Annotated in this window: 13 protein-coding genes; 10 read left to right on the forward strand and 3 right to left on the reverse strand. The window is 44.2% G+C overall.

What is annotated here, in order from left to right; genetic code table 11:
- Positions 1-22: 22 nt before the first annotated feature.
- The 6 genes from BWK47_RS00090 to BWK47_RS00120 all read left to right on the forward strand — a co-directional run bounded on the left by BWK47_RS00090 (position 23) and on the right by BWK47_RS00120 (position 5507).
- Positions 23-1786, forward strand: coding sequence for an ABC transporter ATP-binding protein (locus tag BWK47_RS00090; protein WP_237269712.1), 1764 nt, complete (start codon positions 23-25; stop codon positions 1784-1786).
- Between the two features lie 15 nt (positions 1787-1801).
- Positions 1802-2806 carry an iron-siderophore ABC transporter substrate-binding protein gene (locus BWK47_RS00095; RefSeq protein WP_237269713.1) on the forward strand — a complete coding sequence of 335 codons (1005 nt, stop codon included), beginning with the start codon at positions 1802-1804 and terminating at the stop codon, positions 2804-2806.
- A 4-nt stretch (positions 2807-2810) separates the two neighbouring features.
- Positions 2811-3185 (forward strand): DUF1636 family protein, encoded by a 375-nt coding sequence (locus BWK47_RS00100; RefSeq protein ID WP_237269714.1) that lies wholly within the window; start codon positions 2811-2813, stop codon positions 3183-3185.
- A 270-nt stretch (positions 3186-3455) separates the two neighbouring features.
- Complete coding sequence (locus BWK47_RS00110) at positions 3456-3605, forward strand: hypothetical protein (RefSeq protein ID WP_162327094.1); 150 nt, start codon at positions 3456-3458, stop codon at positions 3603-3605.
- Between the two features lie 256 nt (positions 3606-3861).
- Positions 3862-4368, forward strand: coding sequence for a DUF4365 domain-containing protein (locus tag BWK47_RS00115; RefSeq protein ID WP_162327095.1), 507 nt, complete (start codon positions 3862-3864; stop codon positions 4366-4368).
- On the forward strand, positions 4365-5507 hold the full coding sequence (locus BWK47_RS00120) for a hypothetical protein (RefSeq protein WP_162327096.1): 1143 nt from the start codon (positions 4365-4367) through the stop codon (positions 5505-5507). Before BWK47_RS00115 ends, BWK47_RS00120 begins: the two co-directional genes overlap by 4 nt.
- A 183-nt stretch (positions 5508-5690) precedes the next feature.
- Here the strand turns inward: BWK47_RS00120 and BWK47_RS00125 are convergent, their stop codons facing one another.
- Both BWK47_RS00125 and psb28 read right to left on the reverse strand, forming a co-directional pair.
- Complete coding sequence (locus BWK47_RS00125; protein ID WP_162327097.1) at positions 5691-6899, reverse strand: DUF4336 domain-containing protein; 1209 nt, start codon at positions 6897-6899, stop codon at positions 5691-5693.
- 24 nt (positions 6900-6923) lie between these two features.
- Positions 6924-7262 carry a photosystem II reaction center protein Psb28 gene (psb28, locus tag BWK47_RS00130; RefSeq protein WP_162327098.1) on the reverse strand — a complete coding sequence of 113 codons (339 nt, stop codon included), beginning with the start codon at positions 7260-7262 and terminating at the stop codon, positions 6924-6926.
- A gap of 14 nt (positions 7263-7276) precedes the next feature.
- Between psb28 and BWK47_RS00135 the strand changes: the two genes are divergently transcribed.
- A complete protein-coding gene (locus tag BWK47_RS00135; RefSeq protein ID WP_162327099.1) occupies positions 7277-8926 on the forward strand; it encodes an ATP-dependent DNA helicase in 1650 nt (549 codons plus the stop codon).
- Positions 8927-9053: 127 nt separating this feature from the next.
- Positions 9054-9272, forward strand: coding sequence for a transposase (locus tag BWK47_RS00140; protein WP_162327100.1), 219 nt, complete (start codon positions 9054-9056; stop codon positions 9270-9272).
- A 162-nt stretch (positions 9273-9434) separates the two neighbouring features.
- Here the strand turns inward: BWK47_RS00140 and BWK47_RS00145 are convergent, their stop codons facing one another.
- Entirely contained in the window at positions 9435-10079 is a 645-nt protein-coding gene (locus tag BWK47_RS00145) for a hypothetical protein (protein ID WP_237269715.1), read from the reverse strand.
- Between the two features lie 429 nt (positions 10080-10508).
- On the opposite strand from BWK47_RS00145, the gene hypD reads away from it, so the two are divergent.
- The gene (gene hypD, locus BWK47_RS00150; RefSeq protein WP_162327102.1) at positions 10509-11627 is read left to right on the forward strand and encodes a hydrogenase formation protein HypD; all 1119 of its coding nucleotides are present in this window, start codon (positions 10509-10511) and stop codon (positions 11625-11627) included.
- A 251-nt stretch (positions 11628-11878) separates the two neighbouring features.
- Positions 11879-13825 (forward strand): pentapeptide repeat-containing protein, encoded by a 1947-nt coding sequence (locus BWK47_RS00155; protein ID WP_162327103.1) that lies wholly within the window; start codon positions 11879-11881, stop codon positions 13823-13825.
- Positions 13826-14057 lie beyond the last annotated feature (232 nt).

A 14057-nucleotide genomic window follows, 5' to 3' on the forward strand; every position in this document is an offset into this window, starting at 1 on the left:
CCAGTCTAATCGACAAGTTTTAATGGCCTACCTAAGTCCCCAGTGGAGGCAAGTGCTGGCTTTGGCGATCGCCTTGGGGGGAAGCATTATCCTACAGGTTCTTAATCCCCAGATTTTGCGCTATTTCATCGACACAGCCATGGCCGGAGGGCCCCAAACCATACTGGTGTGGCTAGCATTGGGCTTTATGGCGATCGCCGTTGTGCGTCAATGGTTGGAAATCATCGCCACCTATTGCAGTGAAACCGTTGCTTGGACTGCGACCAATAATCTCCGCTTGAACTTAGCCCGCCATACCCTCAATCTCGATCTAACTTTTCACAAAAATCATTGCCCCGGGGAACTAGTGGAACGCATTGATGGAGACGTGGACGCCCTGGCCCGCTTTTTCTCCCAATTTGTGCTCCAAGTACTGGGCAATGGCTTGCTAGTGGTGGGTCTTCTAGTCGTGTTGTGGTTCGAGCAGTGGCAGGCAGGATTGGGTTTGACTCTTTTTGCCCTACTAGCCCTGGGCATCCTCAGCCGGTTGCAATCCTTGGCGGTGGGGCCATGGCAAGTTTACCGTGGCATCAGTGCTGATTTTTACGGTTTTATCACTGAATATTTAGCCGGTTTGGAAGACATTCGGGGCAATGGAGCGGTGGACTATGTCATGAACCGCTTTTATACATTGATAAGAAACTGGCTGAGGGCTTTTCATCAAGCACGGTTGCAGAGCACTCTACTGTGGGGCAGCACCGTTGGTCTATTCACGGTGGGCAATGCTATCGCCCTGGCCTTGGGCGCTTACCTATGGCGTGTACAGGGTATCACCATTGGTACAGTCTATCTTTTGTTTTACTATGCCAGTCTTCTCCAAGATCCCATTGAACGGATACGGGAAGAACTAGAACAGTTTCAACAGGCTGTTGCTAGTCTTTACCGCATTCAAGACTTCATTCGTCAGTCTCCGTCACCCCGATTGGGCAGATCCCAAGCTTTGCCATCGGGGTCACTTTCCGTCGAAGGAAAAAATGTGTGGTTTAGTTATCCAACCACAGCGAGTTTAAAACCTGGGGACGGCAACCACGAATTACCTGAGCACCGCCAAGGTCACCACCACGAAGATGCTGATTACGCTCTGCAGAATTTAACCTGGCATCTACCCGCTGGAAAAGTGCTTGGCTTGCTGGGGCACACCGGCAGTGGCAAAAGTACATTCGCTCGACTCTTGTTGAATTTTTATGCCATTCAGCGGGGCCAAATTCAGCTTGGCGGCATCAACATTAGAAACATATCTCGACGAGAATTACATCAGCGGGTCGGTTTTGTCACCCAAGACGTGCAACTGTTTCAAACTTCCATACGCAATAATCTGACCTTTTTTAATCACCACATCCCAGACCGATTGATTTTACAAGCTCTGGACGACCTCGGGTTGGAGCCTTGGTTGGCAACATTACCCCAGGGTTTAGATACGGAACTAGGCACGGATGGGGGAGGATTATCGGCGGGGCAAGCCCAATTGCTAGCTTTTGCCAGGGTATTTCTCAAAGATCCTGGTCTAGTTATCCTCGATGAAGCTTCGTCACGGCTTGATCCTTTGACAGAACAGTTAATTGAGCGGGCTATTAATCGATTACTAGAGCATCGGACAGGAATTATCATTGCCCATCGCCTGAAAACAGTGGAACGGGCTGACCAAATTCTGATTCTAGACCGGGGAAAAATGCTGGAATACGGCGATCGCCTATCTCTATTGTCCAATCCCCATTCCTACTTTAGACAATTGCTCAAATCTAGCTGAAATGAGGCGAAAGGATTGATTTCACAACCATTACGACCATTGCGACACCGACTAATTTACCCAGCTATGGCTTTGTTCATGGTGGTATTGGTGATGGCCTGCCAAGGTCAACCTCCAGAGGGAACAGGGCAAAAAGAAGCCGATTGTCCCATGGTGAGCCAAGGGGAAAACCAGAGTTGTGTACCAACAGAAATTAAGCGTCTTATTACTTTAGATGGGGCCGCCTTTGAATATGCGATCGCCCTTGGCCTGGAGCCGATCGCCACGGTGCCCAGCAATTTTCAGGCCCAACTGCCAGCTCTAATGACCAATGCCCGAAATATTCAAAATATTGGCAAGGGGGAACAACCCAATTTAGAAGCAATTTTGGGAACAAATCCCGACTTAATTGTGGGGCTAGATTCCCACCAAAGTATTTACCCCCAACTTAGCCAGATTGCGCCGACAGTACTATTTCCCTTTGAACATAGTGGACAGTGGAAAAAAGTTTTTGCTTCCATAGGCAATGCTCTCCACCAGCAGACCGCCACCCAGTCAGCCTTGGCCGCCTATCAAGCTCGCTCGACGGATTTTCGCACTCAAATGGGCGATCGCCTTGATAACCTCCAGGTTTCCGTCATTCGCCTCTATCCCGATGGCATTAACTTATATCTGAAGGATTCATTTGCCGGTACAGTGCTGCAGGATGCGGGTTTAGCTCGTCCCCCTTCCCAGAATATTAGTGCGGCAGAAGCTCAACAAAAATTTGGCAATCCTATCCAAACCAGAATTAGCCGTGAAGTATTGGAGCAAGCTGACGGAGATGTGATTTTTCTTTGGACAGGGGAAAACACTTCCCAGGGCAATGAGGAAGCGAAAAAACGACTGCAACAACTGCAACAGGATCCCCTCTGGGGTCAACTGAGGGCGGTAAAGGCAGGCAAAGTGTACGAAGTACCAAGCTATTGGATTGGCAGTGGACCGATCGCCGCTAATGCCATCCTCGACGACCTATATAAATACCTTCTTGGAGAAAATTAACCCCATGGCAAAGCATATTTTAGTGGTTTGTAAGGCTTGTGGTGCTAAGGCAGAAAATGACCATTCTAATTCTCCAACAGACGGTATTTGTTTGCTAAATAAGCTTCAAGAGTTACATCAAAGATGGGCACGCAAAGATGAATTAAAAATTGAGACCACTTCCTGTTTATGTATTTGTGACAGACCCTGTGCGATCGCCTATGTGGGCACCCATAAACCCACCTACCTTTTCGGGGATTTAGATCCAATCAATAGTGGTGAAGATCTAATCAGCGCTGCTGAACTTTACCTCGACAGCAAAGACGGCATGGTTCCAGCCTACAAACTACCTGAAGGATTGCGTTCTTGCCGGATTGCTCGCATTCCCCCTGCGCCCTAGCTGTATTCAGTGGATTGATATGCCACTGTGCACCAACGTCATTCTGCTGTTTACACCCCCACTTGCTTGGTGGTTTCCCATCGTCCATCGGCCATATAGTAAGCTGATACCATCATTTTGCTAGAAGCTGGAAGGATTGTTTTTTTCTGGCACTCTAGCTCAGTTTAATCGAGAAATGATGGGAAAAAATATTGTTTTTTAGTCTCTATTTCTAAGTCCATGATGAGAGTTCAGTCAAGGCTATGGCCTGGGCAACTCGCACTCTAATTAATGATCTGGAGATTCACTGCGGAAAGTCTAACGAGGAATTACCTATGGGATCGCCATGGCAAACCTGCCGACGAAATTGGCGATCGGGATGAAATAAGGGTAATGCTCAGCTATGAAACCGTGCAGCAGATCAACTTGAATTCTTCATAGTTTCTTCAACAAAGTCTTCTCTTAAACGGAAGCAATTATTGTAATTTCAGATACCGCTGTGTTTCCCTATGACAACCGCATCGACTTCACCGAGACACAGAGCAATGGAGCGTGCCAATTTGCTTCCAGAGAACACGGATTTCTTGGCCAATGTGTTAAAGGGATTTTATGATAAGCAAAATCCTCTCATAAGAGCGGCTCCCAAACCCAGACTTGCAGTCTTACAACTTCTAAAGCTTTAAACCTTAGCCTCTTCATGGACAGAAACGCTCACAAGGAGGAATTTAGTTACGCCTACATCCACGCTGTCGCGGCAGCAGCAGGTTACTCATGTGCTAATGCCACTCGCCTTCTGGATATGGAGGGTATCGACGTAACGATCACCGCTCTTGGCGTTCAGGGCACAAGAAGATGTCCTCGCATAGACATTCAAGTCAAATGTACTTCTAGGGATGACACAGTTCATAAAGATGCTATTCACTACCCTCTTGAAGTTGCAGCTTATAATAATTTGAGATTCGACGACCCTACAATTCCCTATATCTTAGTTGTAGTGCTAGTTCCTGATGATCTTGATAAATGGCTCTTGCACTCTGAAGATGAACTTTTGCTAAGACGTTGCGGATATTGGAAGTCCCTAGCAGGAGAACCAGAAACTCGAAATACAACATCAATTACAGTCCATGTACCACGAGCAAATCTGTTTACTCCTGAATCTTTAAAGAATTTCATGCAAAACTTTGGTATAGGAGAGACAGTATGAATTCTATGGTATTTGCTCCTGACATTATTAAGGACCTGAGTCCATCTAAAATTGCAGATTATCTTCGTGATCATGATTGGTATGAGCAAGAAAAAATATCCAGCAAAGCATCAATTTGGGTCAAGAATTGTGACTCTGATGGTGCCTTTGAAATCTTATTGCCTTTAAGGTCTGATGCACCAGATTTTGTTCGCAGGGTTATTGAAATTCTAGAAACACTGGAAGTCTCTGAGAGACTTTCAAAATCACAAATATTAGATGAATTAACAGATGTAAATCAAGTTGCTAGAAGAATAGGGCGGGAAGTTATCAAATTTGCGTTATCATTTCCCAACTATTATGGTTCCGAAGCTCCAATTTCTTCTTTGGGTAGTATTTTAAGTTCTCTTCAGGACACCATTAATGGGATTGCTCAATCCTTAGCAATCCAAGAAATCATGACTAGGGAGCAAAATTCTGCAGTAATGGATGCAAAACTAGCTCGGAAAAAAATCTCTCCTGACTTGGCTCGTGAAATGGAGTTAAGTGCCTTTGGTAGTTTTAAAGGATCCTTTGGCTTAAAGCTAGTTTCTGCACCTGCTAACTTAATTGAAAGCAATCTGGTACCCAACTCACTTAAAGAGTTCATTGATTTAATAAGAGTTGGAAGTGAAGTTGAAGAACTGAGAGGACATTTATTTAAGTTGAGAAGTAAATCAGCCAGAAAGTATGTGAAATTTTTGAAATCTTTGGCAAATTCAAATGCAGGTTTGTATGTTGAGTGGGGATCAATACAAGCAAGCTATGGAGGCTCTGCACGGCTTACGGTTGAAGCCACGAAAGATGCTCTTAGAGCAATTAAAGAAATGAAAACAGAGAGTGTCAGAGATTTTAGAGCATCAGGTCGACTCACACAAGGTGATATAAAGACTAAACACTTTAAGTTTGAAGATGATCAGGATAATGAATATGTTGGTTACATCAATGATGATGCTATGCCGTCATCTGGAATCTTATCTCTTAACCAAGACTGTGAAATTATGCTGCAGGAGAAAACCATCAATTTTTTCATCACAGATAAAGTAGAAACACGCTACACAATCACAAGCCTATCTTTCCCAGGACAAACAGTAACAGGGCAAACATCTTTATTTTCCTGATGTAAACTACTCAGCAGTAAAAAAGAGTTAACTGATGAGCATATTACAGATGTTATCTATGGCAATCCTAGATGGAACCGTCAAACTCTGTGCTTATGCAATGCTGGTCAAGTTTCTAGTTTTTTCCAGAATCATGCCAGATTACTATCGTGTTGAAATTTTTGTAGTTTACCTACCGTTTTACTATTTCCGTTTGTCAGCCGGTGGTGTGGTGATGCGCCAACGTACGAGGAATTGATCAATGCGTTGCAGAATTTGCCGGTCTTTTTGGGGTAATAGTTCCTCATCCGGGGGAGATTTTTGCAAAAAGCTAAATGCTTGGCGGATGTGTTCTCCATTAGTAGCCACCGGCGCTGAAAAGTGGCAGGAAATCAGGGTTTCCACCGGCCAACTAGCAATTTTTTCTGCCCATTGCCATACGGCTTCCGGTTCCCGGTTGAGAATTAGCTCTTGCAAAATGGGAGCTACTCGGACTTTGCCGCCGCCCCACAGGATTTGAAAAGTGTTTTGCCAATCTTGTCGCCACCGAAATGGGTACAAACCAAAATAATTCTCCCGACGGCGATCGCCAACTTGTTTCGCCTCTTGCCACACCTGGTTCCAATTGGGAACTTCTAGGGTACTGGCTTGGAAATAGAGGGCAAATAAACAAATGCGTTGCCATCCTTTAGCCCGATTAGCGGCCGTATCTTCCAGGCGATCGCCAGCGTTATCCCGCGCATGAAATATCAGGGGAGTGGAATCTAGTTCCAACACTGGGGGGGGATTTTCCGACAAAACCAACAGGGTGTCCGTCACCAGCAAACTATGGCTAGACCAATGGAAAAAAGCCACTTCACCAAATTTCCCTAACTGTAAATCCAACGGCCCTAGGTAAGCGTAATCAAATTCTCCGGCAAAGGGAGTTTCGCTACTATCAGCGGGCAAAATTTTCGTTCGATCGCCTGGAAATCCCAACCAACTGAGAGGTAAATTAAGGGGAAAACTCCATTGGCCTGGGGCTACATACACCGTTGCTTCTGGACAATGGCGGGCTAAGGACGGTACATTGGCCTTATGTTCTAACCCGGAAATGGTGGGTAAGATAATATACTTAACCGGGCCATGTTTGGTTGTTAGTTGCCCCAACAATTGTAAACACTCTTCCGTGGGGGCAATGGGAGAGTAAATTAGCAATCCCCCCGTGTTCAGGCGCACCACCGTCATGCGGATGGGTACTACCACATAAAAAATTCCCTGTACCTGTTCCAACACCCAGATAGTGTCCGGTACCACTTCCCGCAACAAAGTCTGCCTTTGGCTGTAGGGATAAATGGGCACCAGATACCAGTAGGGCCAGCTCTGACTAGGACTGGGCTGGGAAGATCGGGAAAAGGACTGCCGCATCGTCACCGAAGAGGATGAAAAATTGAAAAATTATTCAGATTTGGAAAAACCTAAGCCATTTTCTGCGCCGTAGCGCTCCATAAAGCGCATAAAACGGTCCCATTCCGGTTGGGAATTGAGGATCACCGTGGCCTCGATCGCCGTGGGGCGGCCATTGATAAATTTGCCCTTTACTTCCCTGGTGATCATTTCCCCTTCATCGTCGATTAAATACATGCCGGTAATATCATCGGTGCTTTCTTTCGCTAGAATTGTCGGTTCCAAGAAATAGAATTTTGCCATGCCGGACTGCCCATTCTTCGACCTGCTGAGGCGCACCTCTGGGACAACGGTTTCTGCAACTCCCTTGGAAAATTGAATTTCAGCCATGTTTTTTTACCTTAATGACATTAATTTCGTTAACTCCCCATCATGGCATAGATCCCGGTAGTGGCCGAAAAAACACCCCCATGGGACTACTCGAAACCCAAGTTCACCACCTGCTCAAAGCCCAACAGCGCCAACAAACCATTCCCCCCTGGCCCCATTCGTTGACCATGGGTCGTTTGGTATCCCGGGCCCTGCGACTACGGCGATCGGCCTTGATTCAAACTGGTTGTTTGCCCCCCACCTACGGCCCCAGTTATCTATTGCCCTGTTTACTTAGTGATCAGCCCATTCGTCTGGTCACCACCCTCAAACGTAAGCAAGATTTAGAAACAGTTATTTTACCGGCTTTGCAAATTGCCCTACAAAGCAATGATGCCGATTTAGCCATCACCTGGCCGGAAATTGTTACTCCCGACCAATGGCTACAGGAAAATTTAGGGTCATTCCCCCATATTGCCCCCGCCTTAACGGCGATCGAACAGGTAGAACATTTAGAAAATTGGACCAGGGATTTTCTTTCCCATCACCTAGATTGGAGCACTCTCCAACCCCTCTTTGCCCAAACTCCCCAGGGCCAAGACCAGATTCTAACCCATTGGAGCCGCCTCAGTCAGTCCCTCTTTGCCCGCCCCCTCAATCCCCATGGTTTTTACCCCCTGGATGGGGAAGAATTACAGGAGTTAAATCAGGCGGTAACGGAACAGTTGACGATTAGTCAGGGTGAAAATGCCATTAAGCAAGAAAATATTCAGAAAATTCAGCAGTTTTGGCAGTTTTGGCAAGAACAAACCGATAACCATCTCCTCTGGGCCGAAGTGGACCGACAGCAGGGCAGAATTAGCCTCCACGTTAGTCCGGTCAACGTACAACCCTGGCTACAGCCGATTTGGCAAAGCTCCGATCAAGGTCAGGGAGATTTTATTGATGGAGGCCAAGACAGCGATCAAGCCGCCTTTGTGCTCATCGGCAGTTTTTTAGACGCTGAGAAAACCGCCCCCACCTATTGCAAAACCTTGGGTTTGGGAAATTTACTCTGCCTAAAGTTTTCTCCCCACCGTCTGCAGGATGCGTTAACCATTTACCTCCCCGATCGCCTACCCTTACCCAATACCCCAGCCTTCCAAACCACTTTGCTAACGGAAATCGAACGCATTTTGACGGAAATTATGGCGGTGCAACCGGACACCTTTGTGGTGATTTTGCTCGATGATCTGCCGCTCAAAGCCCAACTGGGCAGTCAACTAGCAGCCAAATTAGGCTCTGGAGTGAAAGTGGAACCCGCTCCTAGCTTAGCTCCAAGTATTTTGGTGGCGGGTTGGCAATACTGGTGCGCCCAAAGGGAACAGTTTCCCCCACCGGCCCTGCTGATTTTAGGCACTTTACCCATTCCCTCCCTGGAAAATCCTCTGGTGGCCAAGCGAGTACAACACCACAAACGCCACCATCAAGACTGGTTTCGGGACTATTTACTACCAGTGGCATTGAAAGATTTACAGCAGGCAGTGTTACCCCTACGGGAGTCCGGCGGTTGGTTAGCTATCTTGGATGACCGGGTCAATTCCCGCAGTTACGGCCGGGAAGTGCTCAAAGCCCTAGCGCCCTACGGCAAAAGGACTTATTTTGATCCCCAGGATTTGCCCCAGGTGACAACAGCTCAGAAGTGATTTCTAAAAAAAATATAAAGAAAAGAGGATAGGAGAAATCTATTTTTGAGAGTTTCACAAGCATTTCTCCTCACTGGAGGTGGTCTATGTAGACCAAGGGTATTGAGAGGAAAATTTTGCTTGGGCAATGAGGCAATTGTGTGGAGATTCAGTGCGAATTGGAGTCGTTAAGCGTTCATCCAAAGAATTTGAACTTTTAGCCAAGCGTTGGGTGATAGAGCGTACTTTTGGTTGGTTAAATCGCTATCGGCGATTAAGCAAGGATTGCGAACTTTATACCGAAATAAGTGAAGCAATGATTTATGGTGTCCTCATCCGTATAATGCTTTCTCGTATTACCTCTTAATTTTTACTTTAGAAACTAGCTCTTAATATTGGGATAATTTTGTTGATGGGTGGTTGAAACTACAATTTTTCCAGTGTGGTTGGTCATAAATTAGTCAGACAATCAAATAATTAAAGCAACTTAGATCAGATTTTTAGCAATAACTGTTGAGCCCATTGCCCGCTAGCTATCCGAGCTGTGATGGTAGATAATTTTGTGGGTAATTTGACTGTGGCTATAGAAGGGTTTGGCTGCGTGCAAAATTTCCGTAACCCAGTTGAGGGTCATGATGGCGTCTAAATAATCTCCCCTACTATTCTTGGCGATGGGATGATCGAGGAAGGCAACTGCCAATTCTTGCATTAACGCCCTAGCAGTGCCGCTCCCATAGGAACTTTCGTCTGATGATTGCTTATGAAAGTCCCAGTCAATAATCCAGGTAAGAATTTTTGCTTTGGCTTGGTTAACCCGATAAGCTTTGATGCGGTGGGTGTATTTGGTGATATCAACATTGCGTTTTTGACGAATATATCGGTCTGCTTTGCGGAGATAACCTTTGCTCGCTTCTTGTAAAATTTCTTGGTCTAACATTTTATTGAATTCCCGCAGGTTATCTAGGGTAATAAGAATAGAACCAACGGAAGTTTGATATCGTACTTGGAAAGCGGCAATGGTAAATTCATGGCTGGGAGGCAGTCGGTATAATTCCCCTTTTTGATCCAAGGATTTTTTGATCAAACTAACTTTGTCTACAGATGAAGCTTCGGCTTTGGTTTGGCGGTTAAGAATGGTATCTAACCCTTGCTGCACCAAGGACTCAACTTTCATACTACTTAGCTTTGAAAGATCAAAGTTCATTTTAACTAAACCAACTGGTGAATGGGAGGAAAAAGGTAGTGGAAAAGGGAGAATTTTAGTGTGGTATTTTTCTATCGTAAAAAGATATTAAAGATGCCACCAACTAACCCTTCAAATAAGATTTCTCCGTTCCTACTTTAGCAATTGAATTTCTTATTTGGAGCCATTGCCTGGGGAATAAAAAACTAACTAGGGTGGGCAAAGAGCCATTATTCAGTTCAAAAAATTATCCTCAATACCCATTTGACTGGGCGCTTGTCAAGAATCGTCCTCTTATGGAGGAGGGCTAGGGAAATTTGACATCACTTTCAAACTTTGTCAACACGCTCTAATTTGGGCGAAACGAACTGTTACTGAAAATTTTCGTTAACCTTGGAATCAGTTCGCCAAGTTTTAGCCATGAAATACGTTGATGAATATCGGGATGCCCAGGCGGTGGCCCATTACCGTCAGGCGATCGCCAGGGAGATAACCAAACCTTGGACGCTGATGGAGATTTGCGGCGGCCAGACCCACAGCATTGTCAAATATGGGTTGGATGCTTTGTTGCCGAAGGATTTGACTCTGATCCATGGCCCCGGATGTCCTGTGTGCGTCACTCCCATGGAATTAATTGACCAGGCTTTGTGGTTAGCTAGGCAACCGGAGATCACTTTTTGTTCCTTTGGCGATATGTTGCGGGTGCCCGGCAGTGAGATGGATTTGCTGAGCGTTAAAGCCCAGGGTGGAGATGTGCGCATTGTCTATTCTCCTTTGGATTGTTTGGCGATCGCCAGGGAGAATCCTAATCGGGAAGTGGTATTTTTCGGAGTAGGTTTTGAAACTACAGCCCCTGCCACGGCCATGACTCTGCACCAAGCTAGGACCCAAGGGATTAGCAATTTCAGTTTACTTTGCGCCCATGTATTGGTGCCCCCGGCTATGGAGGCTTTATTAGGCAATCCCAATTCCCTCGTGCAGGGCTTTTTGGCGGCAGGGCATGTCTGTACGGTGACCGGGGAAAGGGCCTATCAACATATCGCTGAAAAATACCAAGTACCCATTGTCATCACTGGCTTTGAACCTGTGGACATTATGCAGGGCATCTTTGCCTGTGTGCGCCAACTGGAGTCGGGACAATTCACCTGCAACAATCAATATCGGCGATCGGTCCAACCCCAGGGCAATGCCCATGCTCAGAAAATTATTGACCAAGTGTTTGAGCCAGTCGATCGCCATTGGCGGGGTTTGGGATTAATTCCGGCCAGCGGTTTGGGTTTAAGGCCAGCATTTGCCCCCTGGGATGCCGCAGTTAAATTCGCCAATTTATTGCAAACCATGGCCCCAACGATGGGAGAAACAGTGTGTATTAGCGGGGAAATTTTACAGGGACAACGGAAGCCCAGCGATTGTCCAGCCTTTGGTACTATCTGCACCCCAGAACAGCCCTTGGGAGCACCCATGGTTTCTTCGGAGGGGGCCTGTGCCGCCTATTACCGTTACCGCCAACAGGTGCCGGAAACGATGAAAGTAAGTTAAACGTTAAATTTAGGGCTAGAAAGTGCCAGTACTGATTTCTGCTTCAAGTACCATCTGCAAAATTCTACCAACTGGTCAGCTCACTGTTGGTGAAATGATAAATGCCCCGGGCCCGTTGTTCCGTCAAAGCGGCGATCGCCATTATTTTGTTAAGGTGTTTCATGTATTAAAGAAAGCTTACTGCTCTGTATTAATCATTTTTGAGTTGACTCGTGTATTCTATTAGTCAATTTTGAGGGTGGATTGGGTTAATGAAAGCAGAAACAGTCATTGCAGCCTACAAACAAGGTCGTCGTGATTTTCGAGGCGAATCATTATCTGGGTGCAATTTTGAACGATTTGCCAAGAAGTTGAAAAACGGACAGCGGCAAGGGGTGGATTTAAGTGGAGCAGATTTTAGTGGTTGTGATATTCGTGGCACAAATTTTAGTTACGCTAACTTGAATGGGTCAAAACTTAAACAGACAACCTGTGGTTACTCTTTATTTTCACTTATTAATTTACTCGGTCTGCTACTTCTATTGCTGATTTTCGTTATTTCTTATCATAGTTTTTCCAATATTGCATTGAAAGAAATTGAAATTAAGTTGGGCATCAGTGAGGAGTCATTTTATTACCATTTAATTAGGTATATAGTAGTTTATATTTTATTTTTTTGTCTTGTTTATACATCCTTAGTATTATGGTTTATATCTCAAAAATCCAGAAATAAACTAGTATTTAAAAACCATATAAATAGATCTACTTTCTTTATCATTCCTTCTATTTTTTTGATTTTCTTGATCTTGGTATTTCCCTTATTGATTGATAGGGGATCATTGACAGAATTTATTTTTACTTTGATTTTCTTGTCAATTAGCCTCCTTCAAGTTTTTGTTTTTTTTGTTATTAGAATTATCACGAATATTATATTTCATTTTATTATTGAAATTAATCGTAAGCTGACATTATTGACAAGTATATTTTTTATAGCCATGCAAAAAATAGGAGACTACATATCTGATTTTTTTATCGATGATAATAAAGTTACCATCTTAACTAGTTCGACTTCTTCTATGATTCCATTACTCATACTTGTTTTTATTGTTCTAGTTTATGATCTCTATTTATTTGATGATTCTGTCTGGAACTATGAAGTCAGGGTTGCGAAAATGATTTTTACAAGATTTGGAACTAGTTTCAAGCAGGCTAATTTACAAGACTGTGATTTTTCATATGCAAATTTAAAATGTTGTAATTTCAGTGATTCTTTAATCAATCAAATTTGTCTGAATAACTCCCAAAAAGCTTATTTGTCATATTTTGGATCTCCTCCTTTGAGATCAAATAAGGTTATTTCTTTAATGTGTGACTTAAATGGTGGAATCAATTTAAACTTGTCTCATGAAAACATGAGTAATTTGAATTTAACAAATGCACAGCTTGAAAATTGTGATCTATCTTATGCAAATTCAAGAAAAACTGTTCTCATTAATACCAACTTAAAAGGGGCTAACCTTACTGAAGTCAATGCCGTTCAATCGAACTTTCACCAAGCCGTTCTTACTGCTGCCTGTTTGGAAAACTGGAATATCGACAACACTACCATTTTGGACGATGTGGATTGTGATTATATTTATCTACGTAGCAATGAAAAAGAACGCCGACCCAGCAGTGGCAAATTTCAACCCAGCGAATTTACCAAACTGTTTAGAGAAGTGTTTGATACCGTGGATCTGATTTTTCGAGGAGGAATAGATTGGCGGGCTCTAGTGAACACTCTGCAAGAAGTTCAGGTACGAAATGGAGAGATCCCGCTAGAAGTACAAGCTATTGAAAACAAAGGGGACGGCGTTTTTGTAGTCAAAGTTCATGTCCCGCCCGACGCTGATAAAAGTAAACTTCATGCTGAATTAACGGAAATCTATCCACAACAACTCCAAGTTATTGAAGCTCAATATAAACTCCAGCTTGCCACCAAAGATAGCCAAATTGACGTTTACAAAGAACAGCTAAACCACGAACGCCACCAAAACACCAACATGATGGACATCCTCAAGATCCTTGCCAGTAAACCCACTAATATTGAAATTAAGCAAACTAACCAGGATCACAGTCAACAGATCGATGTCGGTCGAGACATGACCATTGACGCTGATCAGTCCACCGTTAATCTTCGTGATTTGATTAATTCCAATTTGAGTCATGACACCGAATAAGTCAAACCCCAAATAAATCAGTGATTCTCCGACAATAAATGGTGAAACCAAACTTTTTTACTAAACTATGTAGGGTGTAAAGGAAAGTTATGATTAACGGCAATAGAATAGAGATTTAATCAGTAAATTGGTCAGCAATGACCAGTTTTTTTCAATTAACTTCGAGTGTACAAAAGACTATGAACTAAACCAACGATAAAAGCCAAAATATCAGCGTCGGCAACGATTTTAA

Source organism: Synechocystis sp. CACIAM 05 (genome assembly GCF_010222815.1).
GTDB lineage: Bacteria > Cyanobacteriota > Cyanobacteriia > Cyanobacteriales > Microcystaceae > Synechocystis.

What these genes read in the sequence shown, in the direction of transcription:
- BWK47_RS00090 (WP_237269712.1), top strand. Translation starts at nt 23, where the DNA reads ATGGCCTACCTAAGTCCCCAGTGGAGGCAAGTGCTGGCTTTGGCGATC.
- BWK47_RS00100 (WP_237269714.1), top strand. Translation starts at nt 2,811, where the DNA reads ATGGCAAAGCATATTTTAGTGGTTTGTAAGGCTTGTGGTGCTAAGGCA.
- BWK47_RS00110 (WP_162327094.1), top strand. Translation starts at nt 3,456, where the DNA reads ATGATCTGGAGATTCACTGCGGAAAGTCTAACGAGGAATTACCTATGG.
- BWK47_RS00115 (WP_162327095.1), top strand. Translation starts at nt 3,862, where the DNA reads ATGGACAGAAACGCTCACAAGGAGGAATTTAGTTACGCCTACATCCAC.
- BWK47_RS00120 (WP_162327096.1), top strand. Translation starts at nt 4,365, where the DNA reads ATGAATTCTATGGTATTTGCTCCTGACATTATTAAGGACCTGAGTCCA.
- psb28 (WP_162327098.1), bottom strand. Translation starts at nt 7,262, where the DNA reads ATGGCTGAAATTCAATTTTCCAAGGGAGTTGCAGAAACCGTTGTCCCA.
- BWK47_RS00135 (WP_162327099.1), top strand. Translation starts at nt 7,277, where the DNA reads ATGACATTAATTTCGTTAACTCCCCATCATGGCATAGATCCCGGTAGT.
- BWK47_RS00140 (WP_162327100.1), top strand. Translation starts at nt 9,054, where the DNA reads ATGAGGCAATTGTGTGGAGATTCAGTGCGAATTGGAGTCGTTAAGCGT.
- BWK47_RS00145 (WP_237269715.1), bottom strand. Translation starts at nt 10,079, where the DNA reads ATGAAAGTTGAGTCCTTGGTGCAGCAAGGGTTAGATACCATTCTTAAC.
- hypD (WP_162327102.1), top strand. Translation starts at nt 10,509, where the DNA reads ATGAAATACGTTGATGAATATCGGGATGCCCAGGCGGTGGCCCATTAC.
- BWK47_RS00155 (WP_162327103.1), top strand. Translation starts at nt 11,879, where the DNA reads ATGAAAGCAGAAACAGTCATTGCAGCCTACAAACAAGGTCGTCGTGAT.